Raw genomic sequence first — 12,717 nt, 5'->3', positions numbered from 1 at the left:
CAAAGCTATGGCTGCAAGGTTATAAATTACCCTGATTAATATGATTTTGTGATTCTTAAAAATAAATTGATCTTAATCCAGATGGCGAACGTATTGCTTTAATAATCTCAACTTGATGTCATTTTCCCTGATAGGGCATCTACACAATAGGACGATATCTCTATGGCACAAGCACCTTGGTTGAGCAGATTTATTACTGTTTACAGTACGCTGGGTACAGACAATTTGGCATCCTTGAGCAGTATTTATCATACAGAGGTTGTGTTTGTTGATCCTATGCACAAGGTGGAGGGGATTGCAGCCTTATTGGGCTATTTTGAACAGATGTATCAACAAGTTATAAGTTGTGATTTTGTGATAGAAGAAGTCTTGGAGGCTCCCACACAAGCGGCAGTCTATTGGACCATGACCTTGCGTCATACTGCATTAGCGGGGGGAAAGCCCATTAAGCTCGACGGGCACTCACAATTAAAGATGCAAGATCAACGAGTCATTTATCATAGAGACTACTTTGACCTTGGGGCTATGCTTTACGAGCAAGTTCCTTTGCTAGGTACTGTGATTAAATACATTAAACAGCGGGCGGGCCAATAGATGCGCATTATGATAACTGGGGCGACATCGGGGATCGGAAAAGCATTAACCTTAGCCTATGCCCAGGCTGGCCACCAAGTGATTGCCTGTGGTCGTAATGAGCAAAAGCTGATTGAGCTCAGCGCTATGGCTGTAGGTATCGAATATTTGTGTTTCGATTTAACTGATTTTGACTCTTACCCTGCTTTGACGTTAGCCCAAGGACAGCTTGATTTATTGATCTTAAATGCAGGTGACTGTGAATATATAGATGACGCCTTGGCTTTTGATGCTAAGCGTTTCGAGAAAATCATTAATATTAATCTGGTTTCAGTGGGTTATTGCCTACAAGCCTGGTTAGCCAATATTAAGCCCACAGGGCGTTTGGTATTAATCAGTTCTAGCGCTCAATATCTGCCCCTATCCAGAGCCGAGGCTTATGGGGCATCCAAAGCCGCACTGACTTATCTTGGTCGCACCTTAGCGATAGATTTAGCTAAACACAACATTAGTGTCACTGTGGTTCACCCCGGGTTTGTTGATACGCCGCTCACTAAGCGAAATCGTTTTACTATGCCTATGATAATCACCAGTGAGCAGGCGGCGACAAATATTATTCTCGGGCTGGAAAAGGGTCAAAGTGAGATTGCCTTTCCGAAGTTATTTATATTTATCATTAGAAGCTTAGCTGTATTGCCTCAGGGGCTTTGGCGCCGATTGGCCTTAAGGATGTCTTCATGAAAAAAATTGCCATCATAGGCTCAGGGATTTCTGGGTTAACTTGTGCTTATTTATTGGATAAAACCCACCAGATTACAGTATTTGAAAAAAATGATTACGTCGGTGGGCATACGGCGACAGTGGATATTGAGCATCAGGGGCAAACCTACGCCATAGATACAGGTTTTATCGTCTTTAACGACAGAACCTACCCTTATTTTAATCGCTTATTGGAACGCTTAGGCATTGCAGGGCAAGATACTGAAATGAGTTTTAGCGTGCACAATGCTCAGACGGGGTTCGAATACAATGGCCACGGTATTAATGCCTTATTTGCTCAGCGCCGAAATCTGTTTAGTCTTAAATTTTGGCGCTTAATTGGCGAAATACTTAAGTTTAATCGCCTGTGTAAGCGTGATTTTTATGCGGGTAATATTAATCCAGACGCAAATTTAGGCCACTTTTTACGTCAGCATCAATTTTCTGATTTTTTTTGTCAGCATTATATTCTGCCAATGGGGGCGGCAATTTGGTCCACCAGCTTATCTGATATGAAGCAATTTGAGCTTAAGTTTTTCATCCAATTTTTCTATCACCACGGTTTGCTTAATATTAGTGATAGGCCTCAATGGAAAGTGGTGCCCAAAGGGTCGCGCTCATACGTAGAAGCTATCTTAGCTGCACTGACAAAACCTGTGCAGACAAGTGTCGATATCGGCTCAGTCAGTCGAATCGAGGATGGCGTGCTGATTCATTTTGATAATGGTCAGAGCCAGCGTTTCGATGAGGTGATTTTTGCCTGTCATTCCGACGAAGCTTTGGGTTTACTTGCCGACCCTAGCCTAGATGAATCACGGATATTGAGCAGCATACCTTATAGTCCTAATGAGGTGGTATTACACACGGATGTTAGTGTATTGCCAGACAGGAAATTGGCTTGGGCCAGTTGGAATTACCATCTAGATGATAGCCAGTTTCGGCCTGCAAGCGTGACTTATAACATGAATATTTTACAAAATATTCAAAGCGATACTACTTTTTGCGTCACCTTGAATCAAGGCGATAAAATTGATCCAACTCAGGTGTTAAGGCGTTTTGTTTATCATCATCCAGTACTTAATGAGGTCAGTGTGGCCGCTCAGCAAGAGCGGTCATTGATATGTGGCAAAAGAGCTTGTCACTTTGTCGGTGCCTATTGGTATAGCGGTTTTCATGAGGATGGCGTTCGCAGTGCCCTAGATGTGACCCGCAGATTCGGTCAAAGCCTGTGATGAGTCAATCTTCTAGGGTGAAGCAGGGCGCAGTCGAGGAGCGCAGTGGCATCTATCTTGGCAAGGTGCGCCATCGCCGTTTTGGGGCCATTGGCCATAGGTTTAGCTACCCGCTTTACATGATGGGGCTAGATCTTGATGAACTAAACCTTGAGCACCCGCGCAGTGTTGATACTTCATCCAAAGGGGAGGGCCTGCCCACTATTCTAAGGCGCAGTATTATTTTTGGTCGTCGCTGGTTTAACCCGATCCGATTTTATGAAAAAGATTACCTTAGCAGTGAACCTGGCAGCTTAAAGCAACGTATTGGCAATAAAGTGAACTCCTTAGGGGGAGAGTGGCAGTCCAGTGGTAGAGTCTTTTTGTTGGCTCAGTGCCGGTGCATGGGGCTGTATTTTAGCCCGATAAACTTGTTTTTTTGTTATGACGATAAAGATGAGTGTCAATACATGCTGGCTGAGGTGAGCAATACACCTTGGCAGCAAAGGCATTATTATTTATTAACCTTAGGGACACAGATGAAGCTGAAGAAAGCTTTTCATGTGTCACCTTTTATGGATTTAGATATGGACTACCACTGGCGTATTCACCCGCCAGCGGACCAGGTTATGGTTCATATTGAAAATCATAAAGATATTAAAGTATTTGATGCAACACTAGCATTAACGAAACGGCCAATAACCCCAAGGAACTTATGCACCACTTGGTTACTGAGCCCTGCCATGACGGTGAGCATGCTGGTGGGGATTTACTGGCAAGCATTAAAATTATGGCTAAAACGAGTGCCTTTTATTGCCCATCCCAAGGCGAGTAAAAAATCATAATTGTGTGGTGAGGTTAGGTAATAAATTAACAGTGAGGTTGAGATGGAAGAGTTTGCAAAATCCACCACTAAATTAGACCGACAAGCGAGTTATTCCTCAGTTGAGACTAAAAATAACTATCGTAGTTTGGTGCTGAGTTTATTGAATAAAATCCAAGGTGCTAGCATTGAGCTTATTGAGGGTGCAGCCCACAGCGTTCATGGTCAAAGAGATGCCCCACTGACCGGGCAGTTGGTCGTTCATGATGCTAGTTTTTATCGGGACTTGATCACTGCTGGCAGCATTGGTGCTGCTGAAGCTTTTCTTGATGGTAAATGGACCAGTCCAAATTTAACCCGCTTAGTGCAAGTGATGGCCATAAATCAAGCTCAACTCGATGCATTAGAAAGTAAAATGCAGTGGTTAGCTAAATTAAAAAACCTCTTGTTAAAGCGAAAAAATATCAATACGGAACAAGGTTCTAAGCGAAATATTTTAGCTCATTATGATATAGGCAATGAATTGTATGAGCGCTTTCTAGATAACAGCATGCTGTATTCTTGCGCTATTTATAGCGAGCAAGCTCAGTCCTTGGGTCAAGCCCAGCAGAATAAGATGCGTGTGATCTGTGAGCGCCTTGAATTGACACAGGGGCAACATGTACTGGAAATTGGTACAGGCTGGGGCGGCTTGGCAATTTTTATGGCACAGGAATATGGCTGCCATGTCACCACTACAACTATTTCAGAGGCTCAATTTAGCTTTGCTCAGCAGCAGGTTATCGCTTTGGGCTTGAGCGATAAAATCACCTTGTTGAAACAGGATTATCGCAAGCTCACAGGCCAATACGATAAGTTGGTATCCATAGAAATGATCGAGGCTGTGGGGCATGAATATATGGCTAGCTTCTTCGAAATCTGTTCACAGCGACTTAAAGCTGATGGGAAAATGTTAATCCAAGCCATCACCATCGCTGATGGCCGTTATGAAAAGTACCGTAAAGGGGTCGATTTTATTCAAAAATACATCTTCCCTGGCGGCTGCCTGCCTTCAATCGCTGTGATGACAGCTCAGCTTGCTCAGAGAACAGATCTTGTTATTGATGAGGTTCAAGATATTGGCCTTCATTACGCCCGCACCTTGAATGACTGGCGACTAGCCTTTGAGCACAGCTGGGATGAGCTTAAGGGGTTAGGTTATAGCGAAGAGTTTAAGCGCTTATGGCTGTTTTATTTCAGTTATTGTGAAGGGGCATTTTTGGAAAGAGTGATAAGTACTCACCATCTTGTTGCTAGAAAACCTCGTTTTGTAGGCCGAGGTGACGCCGCGATTATCAATTATTAGGCTTGGTTGCCAGCACTGAGTATGAGGGAGAGATATGCAAAAATTTTGGCTGATAAATCTCATACTCTTTCAAGCAGCTTGGTTTAGTGCCGTACTTTACCCCAGTGTCGCCAGCTGGATTATGACACTGCTCTTGGCACTGCATTTCTACTTATCCCCTACGGTCAAAGCCGATGCAAAGTTGCTTATCTTAGTGCCCATAGGTGTTTGTGCCGATAAGCTGCAAATGCATTTTGGGGTATTCAGTGGCGCAACTGGGTTGTTTCCTACGTATTTATTATTACTGTGGTGTTTTTTCATTCTGAGTCTCAATCACAGTTTGTTATGGCTAACCAGAGTGCATTTAGGCATGCAGGGAGTGTTAGGAGCACTGGGTGGTGCAGGCAGTTATTGGGCGGGTATAGAAGCTGGTGCCTTGCAGACTAATTTAGCGACTCCCTTGTTATTATGCATATTGCTCTGTATCTGGGGCTTATTACTGCCAAGCCTTATTTATTGCCGCCAGGCGATATTACACCAAGATTGTTAACCCATAAGACTGCGTATAGAGGTGTTTATGTATAAATATCTATTGTTATTTATTGTCTTTAGCCCAATCGCGCCGGCCGCAGTTGTTGATGGTATGCATAAGTTGGGGGCTGGTGAAATGAGCTTTTTATTTTGGCGTTTATATCGCGCCGAACTTTATAGCCAAGATGCGAGTTTAATGGCAGCAGTTAAGCTAGATGCTGATGCTTATTTGGCTCAAAGCAAAGATAAAGCCTTACGAATTGAGTATTTTAAGCAAATAGATAAGCAAGATTTACTTGATGCCACTGAAGAGCAATGGCGCCATTTGGACTATGATCAGGCCAGTATTGAGCGCTGGTTAGTCTCCTTAAGGCACATTTGGCCAGATGTGGTCCCAGGAGATGTATTAACTCTTGTTGTCACAACGACAGGGGAAAGCCATTTCTATTTCGGCGAATACGCCATAGGCAAGGTCGAAGATGGTGATTTTGGCAGGGCATTTCTGTCAATTTGGCTGTCAAAAAAGACTTCTCAGCCGCAACTTAGGGCGCAATTGTTAGGGTTAACATCATGAAAAAAATAATGTTATTAAGTATCTTACTGCTACTTAGCGCCTGTGGTTCTGCGGGTTTAGATGACTATAAAAACACCTCTCCGCAATTAAAACTCGAGCAATTTTTTGAAGGTAAGCTCAAAGCTTACGGCATGGTATTCGATCGCAGTGGTAAGCTATTGCGCCGTTTTGAGGTTGACTTAATAGCCCATTGGGAGGGCGATAAAGGCGAAATAAAAGAATGGTTTGTATTCGATGATGGTGAAAAAACCACGAGAATATGGCAACTAGTGCGCGAAGCTAATAATACTTATAGCGGCACCGCCAGCGATATTGTGGGTACAGCCCAAGGCCGCACTCAGGGTTCAGCACTATTTTGGCAATACGAGATGAATATCGAGGTCGACGGTAGCAGTTACCAGCTACGCTTAGATGATTGGATGTATTTACTTGATGATAAACGTTTATTCAACAAGACGGATATGACTAAATTTGGTGTTAAAGTGGGTGAAATTATTCTCTATATTGAGAAACTTGATCTCAAGTAATTTTGCCTGTGGAAAGATAGCTAACAAAATGGCCAGTACCCTTAAGTGACTGGCCATTTTGTTACAGCTTGAGCACAGCAGTTACTTTTGTAACTGGGCCTTGGCCGCTTCGACTTTAGAGAAATCCAGCCCAAGTTCGAGTACGGCTTCCTTGATTAATCCTGGATTTTGCATCACTAGGGCCATTAATTGCTGTAGTTTTTCCGCAGGGATCCCTAACTGAGTAATGGCGTTCATCGCCATGAGTGGATTTTCAGTCAGGGTTTGGAATAGTTGATTAATGCTAGCGTCGCTGACATTGTGTTCTTTCAAAATGGCAATAATCGGGTTCATTGCAATACCTTGTTTGTTTTGGTGATGGTTAAAATAACGCTGAAGCCAACTCTACCACATTAGCGGTATTGAACCGCCATGGGGATAATACCAATCGTATTAATTATTTGGTCATTCAGCGGGAATTCAAAGGAGATTAATCAAGGCGGAGGCTTGAAGGCATAGTGGTGCTATGTCAAAAGTCTTCAACGCAGAGAAATCCCCTTTGAAACCCGCCTCTTGGCAGCGTCTCAAGCGTTCCACTTCATCGTTGCATTCCTGTGTAAGAATGAGGTTTGAAAGGGAATAACCCTTACTGCATTAATGCGCCTTGAATTGAAAAGCTTGAGGCGCTCTGATAGATCAAATAATTAATGTGATTGGTATAAGCCCTTCACGTGAGCCGTGTTCGGCTTTAAGGCGGGCAAGATAGTCTTGCCACAGCTGTGTTTGTTGACTGCCAAGGCGATAGAGCACTTCCCAGCTGTAAATGCCTGTATCGTGGCCATCATCGAACACGAGTTTTACCGCATAATTGCCCACGGCTTCTATGGCCTTGATATTGACGTTTTTCTTATGAGTGACCAATACAGGGCTGCCATGCTGCTGCACTTCTGCCGATGGGGAATAGACCCTAAGTAACTCACAACTTATGTCAAGGCTTTGGTTGTCATCGAAATTGACCTGAAGCAACCTAGATTGGCGTTTAAGTTTAAGGCCAACCACCTTGGGAATATGTGTATTCACGCAGGGCTCCTGGTTAGTGTGGCATGATTAATTCATTATAGAAAAAGCAAAGCGGCTTAACACCACTTTGCTTTTTCAAATGTACTCTGCTTGTTGTCATAGTCTGCTAGCACCTAGCATTACAGAATAAAGCGGCTCAAGTCTTCATCTTGCACTAAGGTATCTAAGTGCTCGGTGACATAGTCAGCATCGATAACAAAGGCGCTGCCAGACTTATCTGAAGCATCGAAAGAGATGTCTTCCATCAACTTTTCCATCACGGTATGCAAGCGGCGGGCACCAATGTTTTCAGTGCGTTCATTCACTTGCCAAGCCGCTTCTGCAAGCTTATCAATCCCTGATTCAAGGAAAGAGATGGTTACGCCTTCAGTGGCCATAAGCGCAATATATTGCTCGGTTAATGAGGCATTGGGTTCGGTTAAAATGCGTTTAAAGTCATTGGCGGAAAGCGCATCAAGCTCCACCCGAATGGGCAGACGCCCTTGTAATTCAGGAATTAAATCAGAGGGTTTTGACATCTGGAATGCACCAGAGGCGATAAACAGAATATGGTCGGTTTTCACCATGCCGTGTTTTGTGCTTACCGTACAGCCTTCAACCAATGGCAGTAGATCACGTTGCACCCCTTCACGGGAGACATCTGGGCCTGAGGTTTCGCCGCGCTTACAAATTTTGTCGATTTCATCCAAGAAGACGATGCCGTTTTGTTCAACCAGATCTATGGCCTGCTCTTTAAGATCTTCTTGATTTACAAGCTTGGCCGCTTCATCTTCAATCAATTGCTTAAAGGCATCTTTAATCTTAAGTTTCTTACGCTTAGAAGTGCTCTGACCTAGGTTTTGGAATAACCCTTGTAACTGATTGGTCATTTCTTCCATGCCAGGAGGCGCCATAATTTCAACGCCAATTTGCGGCGCGGCGATATCGATGTCGATTTCTTTATCGTCTAGCTGACCTTCACGGAGTTTCTTGCGAAAAATCTGTCTAGTGCCTGAATCGTCTTTCTTTTCGCTGTCCCAGTCTTCTTTAGCTTTTGGCAGTAGGGCATCTAAGATGCGCTCTTCGGCCAATTCTTCGGCGCGGTGACGGCATTTTTTCATCTGCTGCTCGCGGGTCATCTTTACGGCCGAGTCGGTGAGATCGCGAATGATCTGCTCGACTTCCTTACCCACATAGCCCACTTCGGTGAATTTAGTGGCTTCAACCTTGATAAAAGGCGCGTTAGCAAGTTTAGCGAGGCGACGGGCTATTTCTGTCTTACCCACACCCGTTGGGCCTATCATCAGGATATTTTTGGGGGTGACTTCTTGGCGTAAATCAGGGGCTAGCTGCATTCTGCGCCAGCGATTACGCAGCGCCACCGCGACCGCGCGCTTGGCTTTATTTTGGCCTATGATATGGGCATCGAGCTCGTGGACGATTTCTCTAGGCGTCATCTCAGACATAAGTATTCCTCTGGCTCGACTTAATAATCAAGCTGTTCGATGGTTTTGAATTGATTGGTGAAAACGCAAATATCGCCTGCGATAGTCAGCGACTTATCGGCAATCTCTTGCGCGCTTAATTCGGTGTTTTGCAATAACGCCAGCGCCGCGGCTTGGGCATAATTACCGCCTGAACCTATGGCGATAAGGTCGTGTTCTGGCTGCACCACATCACCATTACCTGTGATGATAAGCGAGGCTTCAGTGTCGGCAACCACTAGCATGGCTTCGAGCTTGCGCAGCATCTTGTCGGTGCGCCAATCTTTGGCCAGTTCCACCGCCGATTTCAGTAAATGACCTTGGTGCATTTCAAGCTTAGCTTCGAAGCGCTCGAACAGAGTGAATGCATCTGCGGTGCCGCCAGCGAAACCTGCTAATACCTTATTGTGGTACAGACGGCGCACTTTACGGGCATTGCCTTTCATTACCGTGTTGCCAAGGGAGACTTGGCCATCACCTGCGATGACGACTTGGTTATTGCGGCGTACTGATACGATAGTGGTCACGTTAATTCCTCTTAGGTAAACATCAACGGCTCAAGCATTTGAACATCAGGCTTAAAAAAGTCAGCCGTTGCAGCTAGGTAAAGTTGGTAGATTACACAGATATGGGGATGACAGGCTAAAAAACAAGAGTGGCGGCGACTCTTTTCCACTCACAATATGCCGCTATGGGTTTAGGGGCAGTCTTCCTGCTGCCTAATACCTTCCCATTAGCATCGGAGTTGCCATTTAGATAAAAAAGTCAGCATGCTCCTGCATGTGCATGATGATTAAATTCTGATAAGTTTTTGCTCCAAAGCCAGTTAGCAAGATGTCAAAACTTCGTTTGGATCAAAGTCGCAGGGTTCCACTCCCCAGTTCATTTAGTCAGATGTGGCCAAGAGGGGAAAACAACAGCATTCCAACAACATCCATGTGGGGAATGTCATTATGATGTCGGGAACATCATTGACCATGCCATCACGGCATTCGTGAGTCCTTTCACATCAGACGGGGGGACCGACTTTAGTTTAAATCAAGAGCCAAGGACGGACTTGCTGCGTGTCGTCGAGACTTTTTTATGACAGAAATGGGCCATGGCGCGCCGGTATACAGAAATTTCAGTGACAGGTTTCAAGCCTTCAGCAACTGGCTTTTCCAGGCAAGTTCAGAACAAATTTCTTGCTTACTTTTGTCCAAAAACGAGTTTGGTTAATGATTAGCCTTGCTTCTCATTATGTAAATTTTTTAGGCGTAGAAACGCTTTGTTTAATTAGACTTGTAATGTATGATTTTGAAAAATAACGATATGTATTCAGTCGCCTTGTGAAGTGCTAGCAATTGTTGACACTCTAAATTCTTACTTCGTTTTAATAAAAGGTATTCAACACTTGTGGGATTGATAAGTTTCACGTTAGCTTGTAACTTGTTAAAATTAATAATAATTTTAGCGTAAAAGAGTCGGGTGTTAAGGGGGGCTTAGGATGTTTTCCGAAATTCGCGTTAATACGCTGTTGAGTTGCTTATGACATTTAATGATACTCATACAAATTTAGAAAAACGATATTCAATTGGTCAGGAAACGGATTCGGGAAAATATTATTTGTCATTCCCAGTCTCAAATCATATGGTGGACTATGAAGAATATTATGAAATAACTAATGAGTTATATTCAACTTTTCCTAAATCAGCTCCGATGATCGAAATGCTATTAGAACGGTGTAGAAATCATGAACATGATAACTTACTACTCCAAAAGCCTGGTAAGCATCGTGGTTCAGCAACTTAACCAGCATGTATTGCAGATTCGGAGAAAAAGACTCCTCACTGCAAACCTGAATCGTTATGAGTTAAATAGAAAATTTATGTCCGCACAATTTTATTTCGATAAAATGAGTCATGGTGGTTCTGAAATTGATTTTTGGAATGCATTTTTAGACTCAGAAGTTAAGTTAAATATTGCCACTCATGAAAACCCAAATGCTTTTGCGCCTCTTGTGGTAACAGAGCCGGATGGTAATACTCCAACCGTATTGGTTTTTACAGAACATGCTCAGCCTATGGTCTCAGAAGGTCATAATTTGGTTTCTATTTATGCTTCAGAACTTGTAGGAATTTTGCATCCAGCCTTAAGTATTACTGTAAAAATGCAGTCAGGAGCAATTGTAGGTTCAAGAAAGCTGTTAGCAGCCATCAGAGAAAGCTCATAGATAATTAAGGATAGGCTGCGCGTAGTCGCGTCCTTATCCCAAGTGTGCCCTTGTTTACGTGAGTAACCTAAGACAGACCTTTAATGGCAAGCCTGTACGCAGGAGTTTCAGTGATTCACTTTTTGAGATTTAATTGTTCAGAACAAATTTTCTAGCTCTTTTTGTCTAAATTCGCTTTGATGTTGCTTATCCTAAGTGATCTAAAAAGCCTCGCAGGTATTCACTGGCGAGGCTTTTTATTTGTATTCAGCTAAATGTTAAATGCCCAAGCTAAGCCTAGCCGAGTTTGTCTTTAAGCCAGCCGTAATGGTAATAGCCCCATTGGCCTAAGCGTCTGGCCTGTGCGAAGGGCATCACGGGTAGCGGGGCTTGATAAAGGGGTAGGGCTGGTGCAGTTTTCCCTGCCATCATTTGAGCGAGACGAAAGCCTGCCTGGGCGCTAAAGGACACCCCAGCGCCGCAGTAACCTAGGCTATAACCCACGCCATTTTTGGCATACACATGGGGCATATCGTCCATGGCTGCGGCTATCCAGCCGGTCCAGTTGTAGGCGACAGCCTTGTGTTTGAGTGTTGGAAAGCACTTATCTAATGCCTGTTTTAATCTTTGACCGTAAATTGGGTTGGCGCCATCTTTACCCCACACGGCGCCGCGACCACCAAACAGAATGCGATTATCTGGCAGCAAGCGGTAATAATATTTAAGGATGCGGGTATCCATGGTCACTTGATGGGTGTTGAGTCCAGCGCTTGCCAATTCATCCGCTGAAAGGGGCTCTGTGACTATCACATTGCTTAAAATCGGCAAGAATTTATTGTCGATACGCTGATTAAAACGCTTTGGGGTGTAGGCATTACCAGCGCAAATCACTTGATTGGCAATCAACTCACCTTTGTCTGTGATGAGTCTGTGTTTGCCATCTTCTTCTATCCAATCAAGCACGCAGGATTGCTCGTTTATGGTCACGCCTTGGCGCAGCACGGCATCTTTATAGCCTAACAGCAGTTTGAGTGGATTTAAGCCAAAGCCATCTTTTAAGCGCAGGGCGCCGAAGGCTTGGCTGTGGTTCATATAGCGCTCGCAAAACGCTTGCCCCGAGATAAACTCGGCGCCATCGCCAAAATGTTTGAGAATAAACTCACTGGCGCCTTGGAGCTTTTCCATGGCCTTGGCATTGTGGGCCACTTTTAAATAGCCTTGCTCTTGAGGTTCGCAGTCAATTCCATGTTGCTTAATGAGGCCATCGACCCGCGACACGGCCTCACTGAATTCTTGATAAATCCCCTTGGCAGTATCTAAATTCCAGCGCTTTGCCATATCGGCATAACCTAAGCGGCCTGAGCCTTTGAGTACAAAGCCTGCATTGCGGGCGCTGGCCCCAAAGCCCACTCTGTTGGCTTCTAGTACATGGCAGTCAATATTAAACTCACTGGCAAGGTAATAGGCTGTCATTAGTCCAGTGTAGCCGCCGCCAATAATGGCCACCTGAGTGCGCTGTGTCCCAGTTAACGAAGGCAATAAGGCGGGGAGTGCAATAGTGCTGGCCCAATAGCTATTGGCTTGGGGCTGGCCGGCGGGATTGGCATTGATTAAGGGATCGTACATGGTGGACTCATTATTAGTTATTAGTTATTAGTTATTAGTTATTAGTAATTGGTTGC

General features: G+C 44.3%; 15 protein-coding genes. 10 read left to right on the top strand and 5 right to left on the bottom strand.

The features are described 5' to 3' along the window. Positions 1–162 precede the first annotated feature (162 nt). From H5073_RS08120 to H5073_RS08085, 8 genes are read left to right on the top strand one after another with little or no spacing between them, the layout of a single operon-like run. A complete protein-coding gene (locus H5073_RS08120; RefSeq protein ID WP_182678740.1) occupies positions 163–594 on the top strand; it encodes a nuclear transport factor 2 family protein in 432 nt (143 codons plus the stop codon). Further along, on the top strand, positions 595–1,314 hold the full coding sequence (locus H5073_RS08115; protein WP_182678738.1) for an SDR family NAD(P)-dependent oxidoreductase: 720 nt from the start codon (positions 595–597) through the stop codon (positions 1,312–1,314). After that, positions 1,311–2,564 (top strand): NAD(P)/FAD-dependent oxidoreductase, encoded by a 1,254-nt coding sequence (locus H5073_RS08110; protein ID WP_182678736.1) that lies wholly within the window; start codon positions 1,311–1,313, stop codon positions 2,562–2,564. The genes H5073_RS08115 and H5073_RS08110 overlap by 4 nt, the downstream gene beginning before the upstream one ends. After that, complete coding sequence (locus tag H5073_RS08105; RefSeq protein WP_182678734.1) at positions 2,564–3,388, top strand: DUF1365 domain-containing protein; 825 nt, start codon at positions 2,564–2,566, stop codon at positions 3,386–3,388. The genes H5073_RS08110 and H5073_RS08105 overlap by 1 nt, the downstream gene beginning before the upstream one ends. A gap of 42 nt (positions 3,389–3,430) precedes the next feature. Next, positions 3,431–4,711: a cyclopropane-fatty-acyl-phospholipid synthase family protein gene (locus H5073_RS08100; protein ID WP_182678732.1), complete on the top strand. Its 1,281-nt coding sequence runs from the start codon at positions 3,431–3,433 to the stop codon at positions 4,709–4,711. A 34-nt stretch (positions 4,712–4,745) separates the two neighbouring features. Then, a complete protein-coding gene (locus H5073_RS08095; protein WP_182678730.1) occupies positions 4,746–5,240 on the top strand; it encodes a DUF2878 domain-containing protein in 495 nt (164 codons plus the stop codon). 27 nt (positions 5,241–5,267) lie between these two features. Beyond that, a complete protein-coding gene (locus H5073_RS08090; protein ID WP_182678728.1) occupies positions 5,268–5,795 on the top strand; it encodes a chalcone isomerase family protein in 528 nt (175 codons plus the stop codon). After that, a complete protein-coding gene (locus H5073_RS08085; RefSeq protein WP_182678726.1) occupies positions 5,792–6,322 on the top strand; it encodes a DUF3833 domain-containing protein in 531 nt (176 codons plus the stop codon). Before H5073_RS08090 ends, H5073_RS08085 begins: the two co-directional genes overlap by 4 nt. Before the next feature lie 81 nt (positions 6,323–6,403). Here H5073_RS08085 and H5073_RS08080 read toward each other — a convergent pair whose 3' ends face one another. The 4 genes from H5073_RS08080 to hslV form a co-directional block, all read right to left on the bottom strand. Continuing rightward, entirely contained in the window at positions 6,404–6,655 is a 252-nt protein-coding gene (locus H5073_RS08080; protein ID WP_011497782.1) for a DUF2999 family protein, read from the bottom strand. 342 nt (positions 6,656–6,997) lie between these two features. Beyond that, the gene (locus H5073_RS08075; RefSeq protein ID WP_182678724.1) at positions 6,998–7,381 is read right to left on the bottom strand and encodes a gamma-butyrobetaine hydroxylase-like domain-containing protein; all 384 of its coding nucleotides are present in this window, start codon (positions 7,379–7,381) and stop codon (positions 6,998–7,000) included. A gap of 119 nt (positions 7,382–7,500) precedes the next feature. Further along, a complete protein-coding gene (gene hslU / locus H5073_RS08070; RefSeq protein WP_182678722.1) occupies positions 7,501–8,826 on the bottom strand; it encodes an HslU--HslV peptidase ATPase subunit in 1,326 nt (441 codons plus the stop codon). Between the two features lie 20 nt (positions 8,827–8,846). Next, positions 8,847–9,371: an ATP-dependent protease subunit HslV gene (hslV, locus tag H5073_RS08065; protein WP_011497779.1), complete on the bottom strand. Its 525-nt coding sequence runs from the start codon at positions 9,369–9,371 to the stop codon at positions 8,847–8,849. 1,000 nt (positions 9,372–10,371) lie between these two features. On the opposite strand from hslV, the gene H5073_RS08060 reads away from it, so the two are divergent. Both H5073_RS08060 and H5073_RS08055 read left to right on the top strand, forming a co-directional pair. Then, a complete protein-coding gene (locus H5073_RS08060; protein WP_182678720.1) occupies positions 10,372–10,635 on the top strand; it encodes a hypothetical protein in 264 nt (87 codons plus the stop codon). 76 nt (positions 10,636–10,711) lie between these two features. Next, complete coding sequence (locus tag H5073_RS08055; protein ID WP_182678718.1) at positions 10,712–11,056, top strand: hypothetical protein; 345 nt, start codon at positions 10,712–10,714, stop codon at positions 11,054–11,056. A gap of 276 nt (positions 11,057–11,332) precedes the next feature. On the opposite strand, the gene H5073_RS08050 is transcribed toward H5073_RS08055, so the two are convergent. After that, positions 11,333–12,661: an FAD-binding oxidoreductase gene (locus tag H5073_RS08050; RefSeq protein ID WP_182678715.1), complete on the bottom strand. Its 1,329-nt coding sequence runs from the start codon at positions 12,659–12,661 to the stop codon at positions 11,333–11,335. Between the last annotated feature and the right edge of the window lie 56 nt (positions 12,662–12,717).

Source organism: Shewanella sp. SR44-3 (assembly GCF_014163735.1).
Taxonomy (GTDB): domain Bacteria; phylum Pseudomonadota; class Gammaproteobacteria; order Enterobacterales; family Shewanellaceae; genus Shewanella.
This window is presented reverse-complemented; position numbering and strand designations above follow the sequence as displayed.